Origin of the sequence: Leucobacter komagatae (genome assembly GCF_000834055.1) — a bacterium.
Taxonomy (GTDB): domain Bacteria; phylum Actinomycetota; class Actinomycetes; order Actinomycetales; family Microbacteriaceae; genus Leucobacter; species Leucobacter komagatae_A.
This window is the reverse complement of record NZ_JXSQ01000027.1, coordinates 1-17,375: the sequence shown is the minus strand read 5'-3', so window position 1 is coordinate 17,375 and position 17,375 is coordinate 1. Positions and strand designations below refer to the sequence as shown.

Here is a 17,375-nt window from a genome sequence, read left to right as displayed (position 1 = left end):
ATCTCGTGAAGTGGTTAGCCGCGGCCAGCTGGCTCGAGGCCTGGGGCGGTGGTCTCCTCGTCGGCGGAGAAGCCGTTGCGGGTGGGGTCCCACGGGATTGCGACACACGCGATGAAACCGACGAGTGGCACAACGCTGAGGATGAGCAGCACCGTTCCCAGGTCATAGGTTCCGCGCAGCACGGGGAAGACGAACAGGCCGATAGCCGCGCCTACGTTTGCGAGGAAGCCAGTGAACGCCGTGCCACTCGCCCTGATCTCCGAGCGGTACGAAAGCGCAGCGATCGACTTTCCGTTGGATGCTGGCCCAGCGGAGTGGAAGAAGATGAGTGCCGCCGGGAAGATGGCGAGCAGGAGGGGGGTGACTTTCCCGTCAAGCAGGCCCATACCGATGAGCACGAGGAATACGGCGGCGAAGCCATACATGGCTGAGTTGCGCAGGCCGAACCGCTTCCCGAAGTACGGTGAGCTGAAGCCGCCGAGTACGCCGAACAGGTTGAAGACGATTGCGGCGATGGTCGCAGCGACAAAATTCTCGTCAAACAGGGCGAGGGCGATAACCGGGAGGTACCATCCAACCGCCGAGTACTGCATGTATTGGCAGAGCGAAATGATGCCCGAGAGGATCGTGCGTGGACGGTACGAACCTCTGAACAGCAGCGTAATGTTGCCCGCGCTGCCCTTTGACGGCTCTGTCTCGGCCGCGCCAGCCTCGAAAGCGCGCTGCGGGAACAGCTTCTGCAAGCTGGCAACCGCCCGGTCAGTTCGCCCGATCCGCGCCAGCCACGTCGGGCTCTCAGCGAGATATCGCACCTGAAGCACGAGAATAACGAGTGCGAGTACGCCAGAAGAGGCGATCGAGTAACGCCAGATATCCTGGCCGACGCCCAGCTGGGTGAAGACGAGGGTCACAACGAGGTTTGAGATCACCGCGATGTACCAGATGCCGTTCCAGAGGTTCAGCTTCGACCGGTGCTTCGCCGGCGTGTACTCCGCGAGCAGCGCCATCGCGATAGAGAAGTCGATCCCGTAGGCGATACCGACCATAACGCGCCCGGCGAACACCATTTCGAAGTTCACCGCGAGCAGGGTGAGGATAGCGCCTGCAATGTATATGAATTTCGTCGCAATGAGCGGCTTCACTCGACCGATGCGGTCGGCCATCCAACCGCCGAGTGGGTTCACGATCAACGCTACAAGGGCGGACGATGCGGTGAGCATGCCGACCTGCGCCGGGTCGAGGTCAAACGTTGCGGTGAGCGGCGCGAGCGCCGAGCCGAGCGCCGAGTTCGCGAAGGCATCAAGGAAGAGCCCGCCGAGGGCAATAAGCCATGCGGCCTTCGCAACGTTTGCCAGCTTGGGTTGGCTATCGATGAAGGCAGTGACGTCCTTCACCGATCGAATTATTGTCGTTGACATTCTCGTTCTTTCTCTGCGTCATTGCAGCACGAATGACGACCGTGCGCCTGCACGATCGGTGGACCTGAGGGTTGGGGTTTAGGGGGTCTCGAATGCGCGCTTGAGTCGTGCGTGCGATTGCAGCAGGTGTTCCCTCGCTGCGGTTTCGGCTCGGCCAGCATCACGCGAGCGCAGGGCTTCGAGGATTTCCGCGTGCTCCGTAATCGCGTCTGCGGTGACTGTGCGATGGAACCGGAGCCGGAAGAGGTGCACGTGGGCGCGGATTGTCACGTAGTTGCGGAGCAGCATGGCGTTGCTCGCAGCCGCGACAATCGCCTCGTGGAACTGGGCGTCGAGGCGCGCGAATGCGCTGTAATCCATGGGGTTGCCCCCGACGTCGCGCACGACCATGCGCTCACTGAGCGCCTCGATTTCGTCGAACTGCTCCGCTGTGCCGCGTTGTGCGGCGAGCGCTGCTGCTTTCGGTTCGATGAGCAAGCGCACCTCGAAGAGCTCATCGAGCTCCTCCTCCGTGAGCTTCTCGGCAGCGGTGTACCCAGCGAGGTAGGAATTGTGAGCGAGCCCATCTGCTTCGAGCAGCGTGAGCGCGCGACGGATCGGTGTCTGCGAGACCTGGAGCTCGCGACTGAGACCGTCAACAGAGAGTCGTTGGCCGGCCGCTATCTCCCCCGAGATGAACATGTCGATGAGACGCTCGTAGACGTGCTCGGCGATGGGGGACCGCTGCGCATCGTGCTTTGACGCGGCCGTGTTCTCTGCCATTGTTCCTCCTTGACGATCCAAACATATCGGATCGGATCGGATTTGGTCAAGATATCCGATCGGATTTCTGTGTGCCGACCTGGCACCGCCCGTTCGCAGTTCGGAACGAAGGAGTGGAGGCCGGCTACGCGCTCCGCACGGCGGCCCTGAGCGTGCTCAGCAACCCGCAGAGCTGCCCATATTCTGCGTCGCTCAGTCCAGAAGAGCTGGCAACGTCCACCGGCACCGGAAGGGTCTTTTCTTGCAGCTCGCGCCCCAGCTCGGTGCAGAAGACTCGCACCTGCCGCCCGTCCGCGCCAACGCGTTCGCGCAGCAGGTATCCCACCGCCTCAAGCCTCGTGAGGAGCGGCGAGACCGTCCCCGAATCAAGCTCGAGCGCGGAACAGAGCTCGGTAACGGTCTGTCCATCGTTCGTCCAGAGCGCGTGCATCGCGAGGTACTGCGGATACGTGAGGTCGAATTCCTGGAGCTTGCGCCGGTAGGCGCCGACCACGGCTCGCGATGCGGCGTACAGCTGAAAACTCAGCCGGTCTGCGATCGCAACGGGTTCCTGCTGTGAGCCAGTATCATCCACGGAGCTCCCCCTATCGGCAACGTGACTGTTGGTGACAGGCCCCCCGACCGGCCACCAACAGTTTTCGGGTGTGCAACCGAGACTACCCGGTGCACCCGTGACCGCTGCTAGCGGCGCAGCACCTCAGCCGTAGTCACATCGGGCCTGAGATCGAGCCTGCGCAGCAGCTGAGCGTTGAGCGCAACGACGACGGTGGAGAGCGACATCAGCACCGCGCCAACGGACATGGGAAGCACGAAACCGATCGGCGCAAGCACGCCTGCGGCGAGCGGCACCGAGATGAGGTTGTAGCCGGCGGCCCACCACAGGTTCTGCCGCATCTTCCGGTAGGTCGCCTTCGAGAGCGCGATAACGGAGACGACGGAGCGCGGATCGTCGCTCGCGAGAATCACGCCAGCCGAGGCGATCGCAACGTCGGTGCCAGCCCCGATCGCTAGCCCAACGTCGGCCTGCGCGAGTGCTGGAGCGTCGTTTACGCCGTCACCGACCATCGCGACCCGCTTGCCCTCCGTCTGCAACTTGAGCACCTCCGCCGCTTTGTCCTCTGGGCGCACCCCGGCGAGCACACGGTCGATCCCCAGCTCCTCCGCAACGGTCTTCGCGACCGCCTCGGCATCACCAGTGATCATGACGACCTCAACCCCGAGTTCGTGCAGCGCCCGAACCGCGTCGCGCGATTCCGAACGGATCTCGTCGCTCAACGCAAGCGCGCCGATGAGGCGGCCGTCACGAAGCACGTGCAGAATGATCGCGCCGCGCGCACGCCACTCCTCTGCGACGGGAAGCTCTACCGCTCCCTCCTCTTCGAGCATGTACGGACCGCCGACTCGAACCGTCGCGCCATCAACTACGGCCGTGACCCCGACCGCCGGCGACGACGCGAAGTCTGCCGAGGCGGGCACGTCGAGGCTACGCTCGCGAGCCGCTCGCACAATCGCCTGCGCGAGCGGGTGCTCGCTGTCCTGTTCTGCCGCTGCCGCGAGCGCGAGCACCACGTCGGCATCGTACCCGCCAGCGACCTCGACCTCTGTCACCACCGGCTCGCCCTTGGTGAGGGTTCCGGTCTTGTCGAATAGCACAGCGTCGACGAGGCGCATGCTCTCGAGCGCGAGACGGTCCTTCACCAGGATGCCGGCGCGCGCCGCACGCTCGGTCGCGATCGACACGACGAGCGGGATGGCGAGCCCAAGCGCGTGGGGGCAGGCGATCACGAGCACCGTGATGGTGCGCACGACCGCGTCGTCCGGGTTGCCAAACAGGGTCCACACGATCGCCGTGATGACTGCCGCCCCAAGGGCAAACCAGAACAACCATCCGGCTGCGGTGTCCGCGAGCCGCTGCGCGCGTGACGAGGAGTTCTGTGCCTCGGTGACGAGGCGCTGAATGCCAGCAAGGGCCGTGTCATCGCCGATCGCCGTCACCTCGATGCGCACCCCCGAGTCAGTCGCGACCGTGCCAGCAGACACTGTGTCGCCAACGCTCCTGCCGACGGTGCGTGACTCACCGGTCACCATGGACTCGTCGAATGACGCGCGGCCGTCAACGACCCTGCCGTCGGCGGGGACGCTGCCGCCTGGGCGCACAACAACGACGTCACCGACGCGGAGATCACTTGGGGAGATCTTCACGATCTGCCCGCCCTCCACCCGCTCGGCCTCATCCGGCAACAGCGCAGCGAGCGAATCAAGTGCCGAGGTGGTCTGCGCGAGCGAGCGCATCTCGATCCAGTGCCCGAGCAACATGATCACGACGAGGAGCGCGAGCTCCCACCAGAAATCGAGCTCATGGCTGATGAGACCGAGGCTTGCCGCCCAAGAGGCGAGGAAGGCGACCGTGATCGCGAGCGCGATGAGGAGCATCATGCCCGGCTTGCGAGCCTTGATCTCGTCTACCGCCCCGGAGAGGAACGGTCTGCCGCCCCAGACGTACATCACCGTGCCGAGCACAGGTGAGACCCAGGTCAGCCACGAAACGTCGGGGAGCTCGTAGCCAACGATCGAGGCGAACATTCCCGAGAGGAGCACCGTGGGGATCGCGAGGACCAGCATGATCCAGAACATCTTGCGATACAGGGCGACGTGCCCGTCGTGGCCGCCACCGCCATGCCCGTCGTGGCCTCCGTGGCCATCGTGGCCATCGTGGCTTTCGTGACCGCCATCGTGAGTGTCGTGCTCGGCGTGCGCGGTCGGCGCACTGTGAGCACCGTGTTCGTTGGTCATGACTCCCCCTTGTTCCAGGTTGACGCTTCCCACAGTACCCCCTGGGGGTATATTTGGCTAGCGCCATTGTCCCCCGAGGCTATTGTCCATGGCATGGCGTCAGCTAGCCCTAGGCTAGAAGTATGGATAGATCCGCCTTTAGCTGCATTCTGTGGGACGTCGACGGAACCATCGCCGACGCATCCCGCGGCATGTTCGCCCGCCTGACAACAGTGCTCGAGTCCTTCGGTCGCCCGACGCCGACTACCGATGAGCTCGCACTGTGGATGGGCCCGCCCATGCTCGAGTCATTCCAGCAGCGGGCGCGGATGAGCACTGAGGAAGCGCAGGAGGCGCTCACGCGGTACCGCGGCCTATCGTCTGGCGAGGGCTACGCCGCCTCGGTCGATCTCTACCCGGGCGTGCCAGAGATCGTGCGCGCGGTCTCAGCTGCTGGGGTACCCCAGTCGACCGCGAGCACGAAGCCAGAGGTGCAGGTGCGCGCGATCCTCGACCATTTCGGCCTCCTGCCGGAGTTCACGGCGCTCTCGGGCGCTCGCTCTGGCATTGAGGGCCAGCTCGACGGGAAGGCCTTTGTCGTTGAGCGCGCGCTCGAGCGGCTCTCGGCCGCGGGTGCCGACGTCTCGCGGCCCGTGCTTATCGGCGACCGCCATCACGACGTCGACGGCGGCGCGGAGCACAACGTTCCCGTCATCTTTGTTGACTGGGGCTTCGGGCTCCCAGAGGAGGCCGCCGGCGCGATCCACCACGTAATGACCCCCGAGGAACTCAGGGCGCTCATCCTGCGCTAGCGGCCCGGCCGCTCGCCTCAGTCCGCGACGGTCGCCCCGAAGTGGGCAGCGAACATCTCGGCCATGAGGGCGACCTGCTCGGGACTGAGGGTCGAGCCGCGCAGCCCCTCGAACCCCTCGATCGCACCGAACTCGAGCCCGCGCAGGTCGAGGTGTTCCGAGCGCGCCTGCGTCAGGGTGAGCTTCTCAGTGACGCAGTTTTCGAACGACACACGCGCGATCTTTGCCCCGCCGAAGTCGAGCTCAGAAAACGAGCAGTTGCGGAAGACGACGTCGGCGATGTTCGCGCCGCGGAGATTCACCCACCCGAGCTTCGACCCCTCGACCACCACGCGCCTGAGCTCTGCATCGCTCACCTCGATCGCGCCGATGCGCGACTCAACGATCTCCGCGTCGCGCCAGCTGCTGCCATGCGCAGAGACCGTTGGTACCGAGCAGCGCGCCAGCCGAGACTCAAGCAGCCTTGCGCCGCGCAGCTCAAGCCGCTCCGCGGTGATGCCCGAAAGCTCGCACTCGAGCAGCGTGATGCCGGCGAGCGACCGTGGCAGCTCGGGCTGCTCGAAGCGCAGGCCGTCGAGGTCCGCCCCCGGGGCGAGCGCGGCTGCGTCTCCCTCCGCAAGGTCGCGGAGCACGAGGGGATCAATGCGCGGGCCGCTCTTCGACTGTCGTCTCACCATGCCAGCAACGCTATCGGGCGGCGCTGACACTCCGACTGACTCCCGCGGCTCGCGATCTGCTACCCCGGGAAAGCCGCCGCACCACCAGACAACGAAGAGGGGGCGTAGCCCGGCTGTGTGCCGGGCTACGCCCCCTCTTACTTACGTGCCGAAGCTACGCGGTTACGCGGTTCGGTTACGCGGTGCGACGGCGCCAGAACATTAGCGACGCGCCTGCTGCGAGGAGCGCGAGGGCGATCCCCCCGAGCGTCAGCGGCAGCGATCCGCCGGTGCTCGGCAGCTCGTTCACGCCGGGCGTTCCCGGGTCAACTGGCGTAGCGATGTCGAGCACGATGACGCCAGCGTCCCACGTCGGGTCGATGCCCTGCGTGGCGAGAACGGTTCCGTACTCGTAGTCGAGCGTCAGGTTCGCGTTGTCATCGTTCAGCACGATCTTCACGGTGAACCCGGTCTTGGGGTCAGCGTTCGAGTCGGCCGCATCGCTGCCTCCAGCGTGCTGCTTCGTGAACTTGTAGACCTTCTGCTGCTCCTTGGTGAGCGTGAACTTCACCTCGTACTCGCCAGCCATCAGCTCGTCGAAGATGTAGCGACCGTTCTTATCGGTCGTGGTCTTCGCGATGACCTTGCCGTCCTTGAACAGCTCGACAGTGACTCCGGGGAGCACCTTCTCGTTGCTGTCCTGGATGCCATCCTTGTTCGTGTCGATCCAGACGACGTCGCCGATCGCGTAGCTCTTCAGCACAACGCCTGCGTCCCACGTCGGGTCGATGCCCTCGGTCGCCTTGACCTCAGCGGTGCTGTAGTCATGCGTGAGGTTCGGGTTGTCGTTGCCAAGCACGATCTTTGCGGTGAAGCCGGTCTTGCGATCCGCATCCGAGTCAGCCGCGTCGTTCCCGCCCGCGAGCTTCGTCGTGAACGTGTAGATCTTCTGCTGCTCCTCGGTGAGGGTGAACTTCACCTCGTACTCGCCGGCGAGCAGCTCGTCGAACATGTAGTGGCCGTTCTCGTCGGTCGTGGTCGTCGCAATGACGACCCCATCCTTGAAGAGTTCGACGGTGACACCTGGCAAGCGCTCCTCGTCGGCATTCTGGATGCCGTCACGGTTCGCGTCGATCCACGTGTAGTCGCCGATCGCGTAGGTCTTGAGCACGACACCGGCGTCCCACGTCGGGTCGATACCCTCGGTGGCGGTCACGGTTCCGAACTCGTAGTCCTTCGTGAGGTTCGGGTTCTCGTCGCCGAGCACGATCGTGGTCGTGAGACCCGTCTTCCGGTCCGCGTTCGAGTCAGCCGCACCGTCATCGCCGGCCTGCTGGTCGGTGAACGTGTAGATCTTCTGCTGGTCGTCGGTGAGGGTGAACTTCACCTGGTACTCGCCTGCTTCGAGCTCGTCGAAGAGGTAGCGGCCGTTCTCATCTGAGGTGGTTGTCGCGATGACCTTGCCATCCTTGATGAGCTCAACGGTGACGCCGGGGAGGATGTCGTCGCCCTCGTCCTGGATACCGTCGCGGTTGTTGTCGATCCACGTGTAATCGCCGATCGCCCAGCTCTTCTTGATGACGCCGGCGTCCCACGTCGGGTCGATGCCCTCGGTGGCCTTGACGGTGCCGTGCTCGTAATCCTTCGTGAGGTTCGTGTTCGAATCGCCGAGCACGATCTTCGTGGTGAGACCGCTCGTCGGGTCAGCGTCCGAATCCGATGCAACGTCCGAGCCGGAGTTCTGCTCGGTGAAGCGGTAGACCTTCTGCTGCTCCTCGGTGAGGGTGAACTTCACCTCGTACTCGCCGGCGAGGAGCTCGTCGAACATGTAGTGGCCGTTCTCGTCGGTCGTGGTCGTCGCGATGACTTCCCCGTCCTTGAGCAACTCCACCGTCACGCCGGGAAGAACTTCTTCGCCCTCGTCCTGGATACCGTCGCGGTTCGCGTCGATCCAGGTGTAGTCGCCGATCGCGTAGGTCTTCAACACGACGCCAGCATCCCACGTGGGGTCGATGCCCTCGGTGGCCTTGACGGTGCCGTGGTCGTAGTCCTTCGTGAGGTTCGTGTTTGTTTCACCGAGCACGATTGTGGTCGTGAGGCCGGTCGCAGGGTTGGCGTCCGAATCGGCTGCGTCGTCCGCGCCTGCGTTCTGCGACGTGAAGGTGTAGATCTTCTGCTGCTCTTCGGTGAGGGTGAACTTCACCCGGTACTCACCGGCGGGCAACTCGTCAAACAGGTAGCGGCCCTGAGCGTCGGTCGTGGTCGTCGCGATGACTTCCCCGTCCTTGAGCAGCTCAACGGTTACACCGGGAAGCACCTCTTCGCCCTCGTCCTGGATGCCGTCGCGGTTCGCGTCGATCCAGGTGTAGTCGCCGATCGCGTAGTTCTGGCGATCGTTCATGACCACGACCTCGTTGGAGGACTCGTCCTCGGCGAACTTGATCTCGAACAGCTCGTCGGTCTTCTTGTAGCCGGCGGGCGCGACGTCCTCGCGGAGCCAGTAGGTTCCCAGCGTCGTCGGCTCTTCCGCGTCCTCCGACTTCTTGATGACGGGGGTGCCGCCGTCTGCCGTCACAATCTTGCCGTTCTCAACGCGCAGGTTTTCGAGCACGACAGTCTTCTTGTCGGCTTCAAGCACCGAGAAGCGAGCGTTCTTATCCGTGATGAGCTTGTTCGCGTCAGCGCTGTCGCGCTTAAGCAGGCTCAGCGGGTAGTCGTTCGTCGGCGTGATGGTCGCGCCGGACGTGCCGATGATGTTGGTGACGCCGATGTTCTCCTTGGCGTCAGTCAACTTGACCTTGAAGAACAAGCTCACGGTCTTGCCGTTGTCGAGCCTGCCCTTTTCGAGCGTGACCGAGTTGGCTGCTGCGTCGTAGGTCGCGGTGAGCCTGGAACCCGGAACGCTGTAGCTGGGGTTCGTGGAGACCCGGTCACCCTTGACATCCTCAGGAGCGACGAATCCGACAAACTCAACACCGGCGGGAAGCACGTCGGTGACGGACTCCACCATGTTGGAGAACGTCCCGTGCGGCATGAGCTCTACCCGGTAGATGAACGTGTCATTGACGAGCTTGCCGTCGACAGTCTCTGCCCGGAGGTTCGTCGTGAAGGCGTCCTTCTTCGCGTCGTAGACCCGCTTCTGGACCTCCATCTCGTTGCCGAAGCTGGTCGCCTTCGTCTGCGAGCTCGAGATGAAGGTGTACTCGAGATCCGATCCCTCGTAGTTCGCCGAGTTCTTGATGTCGATCGTCTGCTTGCCCTTGAGCACGTGGGTTGGGAGCTTGAACGTAATCTCCCACGCCTTGTTCATTGGCGCAGCGGCAACAGCTCCCCAATCGGCCGACTTCGGGAAAGAGGCGTTCGGGGCGATGACGAGCTTGCCGTCCTTGTCGATCGAAACATCGAACGTGTCGCCGTCGAGGGGGTAGTCCGAGTCGTACTTGCCCGTGATCGACGCCTTGATCTGGGGCAGCGTCTTCTCGGTGACGTCGAAAATGCTGTGATCGACCGCGTCGACGATGCGCGAGGTGAGCGCGTTGCCGACACCTGCACCCACCTTGAAGTTATAGGGCACGTCAACCGAGTTGCCCGCAACTGCGGTCAGCGTGCCGCCCGGTGCCGTCTTGTCGAACTTGTCCTTGTCGTCAACGCCGCCGGAGAGATCCTTCGGTGTCGTGACAACGGTGTCCGCGTGCGTGTTGTGGGGCGTCTTACCCCCGTAGCTGAAGCTGGCGTGGTTGCGAGCGAGGAAGCGGTCGATGTAGATGCCGGTCGTATCGGATGCCTCTACCGGGAGCTCGAAGAGCGTCGCCTTGACGGTGAGGGTGTACTTCTCCTTCACGTCCTTTCCGACGTTCACGAACAGCTGCTGCCCGTTGACGACGTAGTGGAACTTGTAGTCGTCGCCGGCAATCACCTGGTCGACGTCACGCTTGGAGGTGTCGGCCGGTGTCAGCGGGATCACGTCGCCTGCCGCATCGGTGAGGGTGAGGAAGCTGTTCCTCGCCTGCATATCCCATGCCACTGTCTCAGGGAGCACGTCCTTGATGACCACGTTGTTCTGCAGCTTGTACTTCTCGTTGTTCGCGAAATCAGCGAACTTCGTGAGATCTGCCGTCAAGGTGTAGGTCAGCGGGATCGGCTCTGGGAGTGTTGCCCCGCCCTTGAGCTGCTCCGCGAGGTCCACGTTCTTCGGTTCAACGGACTTGGTGAACGCCTCGCCTACGCCGGGGCGATCCTCGGGTGCGGCTGTTCCGCCAATCGAGAAGCGCGCGTTCACCGCGGTGCCCGAGACGTCAGCGTTGTTGGTGAGCTGAACCGCGTACGCGCCGCCATTCTCCGTGCCTGCGACCTTGTCGTATGCCTGCTGGAGTTCGTCGCGGAGTGCAGCGAGCGCCTTCGCGTCGGCGATGGTTGCCTCGTAGGTGAAGGTGTAGACCGAGTTTGCCTCGGCAGCAAACTTGTGTTCGAAGCTCTCGCCCGAGATAGTTTCGAGCCCCGTGAGCGCGGTTTTCACCGGGTTGAGGTCGTTCTCATCGCGCACGGTCTTCGTGCCCTTGAGCGATCCCTCGACGAACGACAGGTGCTTTCCGAGCGTGTCAGTCACAACGACGTCGCGGGCATCCTTGCTCCGCACCGTGAGGGTGTATTCAATCTTCGTTCCGAGAACGGCCTCGTCGATGACGACTTTGCCGTCGACGATGGAGTGCTCGATGTTTGGGTTGTTGACGCGCTTCTCAGCGCCGTCGTTCGTGGCGCTCGGCTTGTCTCCCGGCTTCGTCACGATGATCTGCTGCGACGTGGGAACGCCGTCGACGTCCCAGTTCAGTTCGCGAACCTCAGAGTACTCAACCGTGTCGAGGGTGAACTTCAGGTCGAGCACACCCTGGCTAACGTCGCTCGGGAACTTCTTCGCGAAGGTAATCACGAGCTGGCCGTCTGCGTTAATTTCGAGAGACTCAACGGCGGTATTCCCAGCAGGGACGACGAGCGCCTCCTTGGGGATCGTGACGCCCTCGGGAAGGGTGATCGTCGAGACCGCGCCGTCATCCATCGACCCGTACCCGAGCTGGAACGAGAAGGTTTCGCCACCCGGCATCACGGGTGTGCCGTTGTGCTCTTCTCCGCTTGAGCTCGCCGGGAAGACGGTGACCTTTCCCCCAGCTGCCATTGCCGGGGTGCTAAAACCCCCGACGACCAGCAGCGCAACCAATGCGCCTGCTAGCCAATTCATGAAAATGCGCGCGCGCGAACGCGGCGCGATGTACTCAGACATCGTCGCTTCCCCCCAGGAACCAAAAAATAGGGACACGTCTAAATAAGTAGACGCGTCCCTGCGTTGGTGACCGCGATCGCGGCACCTGAATTGAACAGACCTGCCCCAAGCAGGTCTCTTCCCCGGCGATGATCCTATCCGTTTGCGGCGCGCAATGCGAACCGGTCGAGCGCTGTTCGCCCAGAGCTGTAGTCGGCCGGATCGCCCCGGGAATCGCCAGCCGAGGTCGCCGCGAAACTCCACGGCCAACCGGGTCCCGTCACGGCCGATCTCGACCAAGTTCGGTAGTCCGTACTTATTTGTACGGCGTGTCGTACACTTTCCCCCCATGGACGTGTTGATACTAGATGTGCTCCGGATTCGAAATCCGAGCACTACATGTAGTGGCCGGCCGCGTACTGGGCTTGCCAAGGGAACACCACGGAGGCCCCCTGCACACGTCACCCCGGCGCGGCGGAGATCCCCTGCCAGCCCGCGAGCTCACCCACACTGAGTCCCCAGACCTCGTGTACTTCTCGAGCGTCTCGGAAAACACGAGACGCTTTGTCGAGCGGCTCGAGCGCGACGCCGTCCGCATCCCGCTCAGGCCCAGACTCGAGCCGATGATCCGCGTCTCGCGGCCGTTCGTGCTCGTCGTCCCGACATACGGCGGTGGCGAGCGATCCGGCGCTGTGCCACGACAGACCGCGACGTTCCTCAACGACCAGGTGAACCGTTCGCTGCTTCGCGGGGTCATCACCGCGGGCAACACCAACTTCGGCGAGCACTACTGCATCGCCGGGCCCATCATCGCGTCGAAATGCAACGTCCCGGAGCTCTATCGCTTCGAACTGCTGGGGACAGAGCGCGACGTCGAACAGGTCATGACTGGCCTCACACGCTTTTGGGCCATGGTCACAACCGCAGCAGCAGAGACAAGGAAAACAGCATGACAACAATCGCCCCAACACAGCCATCGCTGGCGCCCGCCGCGACGGGCACACCCACCCCTCAGGCTGGCGCCGGTCGCGGGATCGGCGAGCGCAAGGATTACCACGCGCTCAACGCGCAGCTCAACCTCTTCGCCGCCGACGGCTCGATCCAGTTCGAGCGGGATCGGGAGGCTGCTCGCGAGTACTTCGTGCAGCACGTGATTCCGCACACGCGACGCTTCGAATCAGTCGCGCAGCGGCTCGAGTGGCTCGTCGCCAAGGAATACTACGAGGCCGAGTTCCTCGCGAACTACAGTGCTGCGTTCCTCACCGCGATCCACGAACGCGCCGACGCCGCCGGCCACCGCTTCGCGACCTTCCTCGGCGCATTCAAGTTCTTCACGTCGTACGCGCTCACCACGTTCGACGGGGAGACGTACCTTGAGAGCTTCGCGGAGCGGGTCGTCGCCACCGCACTCTTCCTCGCCCGCGGCGACGAGGGGCTCGCGGAGCGGCTCGTCGACGACATGCTCACCGGCCGATTCCAGCCGGCGACGCCCACGTTTCTCAACGCCGGCAAGGCGCAGCGCGGCGAGCTCGTTTCGTGCTTCCTGCTCCGGCTCGAGGACAACCTCGAATCGATCGGCAGGAGCGTGAACTCCGCGCTGCAGCTCTCCAAGCGCGGCGGCGGTGTCGCGCTGCTACTCACGAATCTCCGTGAGGCCGGCGCCCCCATCAAGCAGGTGCGCAACCAGGCCTCAGGCGTGGTGCCGGTGATGAAAATTCTCGAGGATTCCTTCTCCTACGCGAATCAGCTCGGTGCCAGGCAGGGCGCTGGTGCCGCCTACCTGCACGCGCACCACCCTGACATCCTCCGCTTTCTCGATACAAAGCGCGAGAACGCAGACGAGAAGATCCGCATCAAGACGCTCTCACTCGGCGTCGTCATCCCCGACGTCACGTTCCAGCTCGCACGCGAGAACCGGGAGATGCACCTCTTCAGCCCGTACGACGTCGAGCGCGAGCTCGGCGAACCGCTCTCAGACATTTCGGTCAACGACCGCTATGACGAGCTCGTCGCGAACCCCAGGATCGGCAAGACGACCATCAGCGCGCGCGACTTCTTCAAGACGCTCGCCGAACTGCAGTTCGAGTCGGGCTACCCGTATGTGCTCTTCGAGGACACGGTGAACCGGGCGAACCCGCTCCAGGGGCGCATCAACATGTCGAACCTCTGCAGCGAGATCCTGCAGGTGAACAGCCCCTCGCGCTACGACGTCGCGATCGGATACGAGGCTGTTGGTCGTGATATCTCCTGCAACCTCGGCTCGATGAACATCGCGGCGGCAATGTCCTCACCCGATATTGGGCAGACCGTCGAGACCGCGGTGCGCGCGCTCACGAGTGTCTCCGAGCAGACCGATGTCGCCGCCGTCCCCTCGATTGCGGCTGGCAACGCGGCATCGCACGCGATCGGCCTCGGCCAAATGAACCTGCACGGCTATCTCGCTGCGCAGCGCATCAGGTATGGCAGCGCAGAGGGCATCGACTTCACCGACCTGTACTTCCTCACCGTCGCCTACCACGCGATCCGGGCCTCCAACATGCTCGCGATCGAGCGCGGCGAGACCTTCTTCGGGTACTCCGAATCGAGCTACGCAGACGGCAGCTACTTCACGCGATACACCGAGCGTGACTGGCAGCCAGCGACCGGGCGCGTGAGCGAGCTGTTCGCCGCCGCGGGAGTGCGGATCCCGTCTCGCGCGGATTGGGAGGCACTTCGCGAATCGGTGCGCGAGCACGGCATCTACAACGCCTACCTGCAGGCTGTCCCGCCAACCGGTTCGATCTCGTACGTGAACAACTCCACGGCGTCGATCCACCCGATCGCCGCAAAGGTGGAGATCCGCAAGGAGGGCAAGCTCGGCCGCGTGTACTACCCGGCGCCGTTCATGACGAACGACAACCTCGAGTTCTACGAGGATGCCTACGAGATCGGCCCCGAGAAGATCATCGACACCTACGCCGCGGCAACGCAGCACGTCGACCAGGGGCTGTCGCTCACGCTGTTCTTCAAGGACACCGCGACGACGCGCGACATCAACAAGGCGCAGATCTACGCGTGGCGCAAGGGCATCAAGACGCTCTACTACATTCGCCTGCGCCAGCCCGCGCTCGAGGGCACCGAGATTGAGGGGTGTGTGTCGTGCGCGCTGTGATGCCAGCGGCTCCGCCCCACCACCCATCACCACACCGCAAAGGAATCACCATGCCGCACCCAGCAAGTACGCCCCTCGACCTCAGCCTGCCCATTACGGAGGTGTCGGTCACGCCGCCAGGCTACCGCCAAGACCCGGCCGCGAGGCTGCGCCCCATCAACTGGAACCGCGTGGGTGACGACAAGGATCTCGAGGTGTGGAACAGGCTGACCGCGAACTTCTGGCTGCCAGAGAAGGTGCCGCTGTCGAACGACCTCCCAGCGTGGAAGCGGCTCAGCGAGGAGGAGCGGACGCTCACGATGCGCGTGTTCACGGGACTCACCATGCTCGACACCGTGCAGGCGACGGTCGGCGAGATCTGCCAGATTCAGGACGCGCAGATGGAGCACGAGGAGGCGGTCTACACAAACATCGCTTTCATGCAGTCGGTGCACGCTCGTTCGTACTCCTCCGTGTTTTCCACGCTCACGAGCACCCCCGAAATCGACGACGCCTATCGCTGGGCGGTCGCGAATGACCTCCTGCAGGAGCGGGCGAAGAAGGTGCTCGCGCACTATTTCGCTGAGGATCCGCTCAAGCGGAAGGTGTCGTCGACGCTGCTCTCCTCGCTGCTCCTCTACGCTGGCTTCTACCTGCCGTTGCACTTCTCAGTGCACGCGACGCTCACGAACACGGCAGACATGATCCGACTCATTCTCCGCGACAAGGCAGTGCACGGGTACTACTCCGGCTACAAGTACCAGCGCGGCCTCGAGCGGCACTCACCCGCGTCCAGGGAGCATATGCGCGGCTTCACTCGCGACCTGCTCGACGAGCTATACGAGCTTGAACTCCAGTACTCAGGCGAGCTCTACGAGCCGCTCGGCCTCATGGACGACGTGGCGGTGTTCGTGCGCTACAACGCGAATAAGGCCCTTATGAATCTCGGCTACCCCGCGCGGTTCACCCCGGAGGAGACGGAGGTGAACCCGGAGATCCTCGCGGCGCTCGCGCCTGGATCCGATGAGAACCACGACTTCTTCTCTGGTTCCGGCTCGTCCTATGTCATCGGCAAGGCCGAGGACACGAGCGACGAGGACTGGGATTTCTAGCGGGGCGCGTGCGCCGCCCTCCCCCAACCCCTCGCCCCACCCCGAACGAAAGGCACAGCGTGACCCACAGCGTGACCCACACCATCTCCGTCATCGTCGGGAGCCTGCGCGCAGGCTCCCTCGCGCGCAAGATCGCGCTGAACGCGATCGCCCTGATGCCAGACGGCTTCGAAGCGAAGATCGTGCCCATCGGCGAGCTGCCGCTCTACAACTTCGACTACGACGACCCGGAATCGGCCGGCACCCCGACGCCTGCCGAGTACACCAGCTTCCGCGAGACCCTCAAGGCAGCAGACGGCGTCCTGTTCGTCACGCCAGAGAACAGCCGCACGATCCCCGCGTGCCTGAAGAACGCCGTCGACATCGGGTCAAAACCGAACAGCGACGTTGCTTGGAAGGGGCTCCCAGCAGGCATCATCAGCCACTCGGTTGGGCGCATGGGCGGCTACAGCTCGCAGAAAAACCTCCGGCTCGCGCTGTCCTATTTCGATATGCCCTTCCCCGGGCAGCCCGAGGTGTTCCTTGGCCAATCAACGTCACTCCTCGACAGCGCGGGCGAGTTCGTCGATGATTCCACTGTCAGCTTCGTTCGCGCGTATCTCGCCCGCTTCGCTGAGGTCGTGCGCGAGCACCAGCACAGCTGAGTAAGCCGGGTGCGCGGGAAGCTGCCCGCGCAGCCGGCTACTGCGGCTACGACGGCTGCGTGGTCCGTCGCAAGTGCCAAGCCCGCGATGCTGACGAGCCGCGAATCAGGGTATGACCGAACAGCCCGGTCCGACCGCTGCACACCCGCGGTGAGGAGTCTCTGCGAGTACGGGTCTCGCGCGATGGCTAGGGGAATCGATAGGATGCTGCTATAACTGGGCCCGTGCTACCGGGGTCAGAGCGTTTGGTGTGTGCCGCAATCCTGGCACGGCACGGACGCCACGAACGAAGGAGTCCTGTGGTTGCCCAAGCGAGTATGAATTCCCACTCGACACGGTGGTTCGCTCTGGCCGTGACCGTGCTGTTGACTGCCACGGGCTTGCTCATGACGCCAAGCCAAGCCCATGCCGCCGCCGTCACCACGACCGTTAACGGGATCACGTTCATCGCTGACGACACAAACGTCTCTGCAGGCGCCACCGCCACCGGTTATGACCCGGCCATCGGTGGTACCACTGTGGCGATCCCTGGCACCGTCACCATCAACGGCACCCCGTACCCGGTCACGACCATTGGCAGCCGGGCGTTCTGGGACAATCAGCTTACGCAGGTCACGATCCCCGATTCGGTCACGACCATCGACAGCCAGGCGTTCCGGGACAATCAGCTCACGCAGGTCACGATCCCCGATTCGGTCACGACCATCGGTGACTTTGCGTTCTCTCGCAATCAGCTCGCGCAGGTGAGGATCCCTGACTCGGTCACGACAATCAGCGGCTACGCGTTCCAGAACAATCAGCTCACGCAGGTGACG

12 protein-coding genes are annotated in these 17,375 nt (G+C 63.7%); 6 read left to right on the top strand and 6 right to left on the bottom strand.

Features of this window, described 5'->3' with window-relative positions:
* Positions 1–14 precede the first annotated feature (14 nt).
* From SD72_RS14135 to SD72_RS14120, 4 genes are all read right to left on the bottom strand, one after another.
* Positions 15–1,418: an MFS transporter gene (locus SD72_RS14135; protein WP_042545109.1), complete on the bottom strand. Its 1,404-nt coding sequence runs from the start codon at positions 1,416–1,418 to the stop codon at positions 15–17.
* 78 nt (positions 1,419–1,496) lie between these two features.
* Positions 1,497–2,180 carry a GntR family transcriptional regulator gene (locus SD72_RS14130; protein ID WP_042545108.1) on the bottom strand — a complete coding sequence of 228 codons (684 nt, stop codon included), beginning with the start codon at positions 2,178–2,180 and terminating at the stop codon, positions 1,497–1,499.
* 124 nt (positions 2,181–2,304) lie between these two features.
* Positions 2,305–2,754, bottom strand: a complete 450-nt coding sequence (locus SD72_RS14125; RefSeq protein ID WP_042545107.1) for a MarR family winged helix-turn-helix transcriptional regulator — start codon at positions 2,752–2,754, stop codon at positions 2,305–2,307.
* Between the two features lie 107 nt (positions 2,755–2,861).
* Positions 2,862–4,973, bottom strand: coding sequence for a heavy metal translocating P-type ATPase (locus SD72_RS14120; RefSeq protein ID WP_042545106.1), 2,112 nt, complete (start codon positions 4,971–4,973; stop codon positions 2,862–2,864).
* Between the two features lie 122 nt (positions 4,974–5,095).
* On the opposite strand from SD72_RS14120, the gene SD72_RS14115 reads away from it, so the two are divergent.
* Positions 5,096–5,764, top strand: a complete 669-nt coding sequence (locus tag SD72_RS14115; RefSeq protein WP_042545105.1) for an HAD hydrolase-like protein — start codon at positions 5,096–5,098, stop codon at positions 5,762–5,764.
* 17 nt (positions 5,765–5,781) lie between these two features.
* Here the strand turns inward: SD72_RS14115 and SD72_RS14110 are convergent, their stop codons facing one another.
* Positions 5,782–6,441, bottom strand: coding sequence for a pentapeptide repeat-containing protein (locus SD72_RS14110; protein ID WP_052492723.1), 660 nt, complete (start codon positions 6,439–6,441; stop codon positions 5,782–5,784).
* Positions 6,442–6,616: 175 nt separating this feature from the next.
* On the bottom strand, positions 6,617–11,695 hold the full coding sequence (locus SD72_RS14105; protein WP_042545104.1) for an SdrD B-like domain-containing protein: 5,079 nt from the start codon (positions 11,693–11,695) through the stop codon (positions 6,617–6,619).
* A 464-nt stretch (positions 11,696–12,159) separates the two neighbouring features.
* On the opposite strand from SD72_RS14105, the gene nrdI reads away from it, so the two are divergent.
* The 5 genes from nrdI to SD72_RS17125 all read left to right on the top strand — a co-directional run.
* Complete coding sequence (gene nrdI / locus SD72_RS14100) at positions 12,160–12,627, top strand: class Ib ribonucleoside-diphosphate reductase assembly flavoprotein NrdI (RefSeq protein WP_232299797.1); 468 nt, start codon at positions 12,160–12,162, stop codon at positions 12,625–12,627.
* Positions 12,624–14,825, top strand: a complete 2,202-nt coding sequence (gene nrdE, locus SD72_RS14095) for a class 1b ribonucleoside-diphosphate reductase subunit alpha (protein ID WP_084767243.1) — start codon at positions 12,624–12,626, stop codon at positions 14,823–14,825. Before nrdI ends, nrdE begins: the two co-directional genes overlap by 4 nt.
* A 50-nt stretch (positions 14,826–14,875) precedes the next feature.
* Complete coding sequence (nrdF, locus tag SD72_RS14090; protein WP_084767242.1) at positions 14,876–15,916, top strand: class 1b ribonucleoside-diphosphate reductase subunit beta; 1,041 nt, start codon at positions 14,876–14,878, stop codon at positions 15,914–15,916.
* A gap of 59 nt (positions 15,917–15,975) precedes the next feature.
* Complete coding sequence (locus SD72_RS14085) at positions 15,976–16,560, top strand: NADPH-dependent FMN reductase (RefSeq protein WP_232299795.1); 585 nt, start codon at positions 15,976–15,978, stop codon at positions 16,558–16,560.
* Between the two features lie 353 nt (positions 16,561–16,913).
* Positions 16,914–17,375, top strand: a 462-nt coding sequence (locus tag SD72_RS17125) for a leucine-rich repeat domain-containing protein (protein WP_198141986.1), incomplete at its 3' end; no start/stop codon positions are given.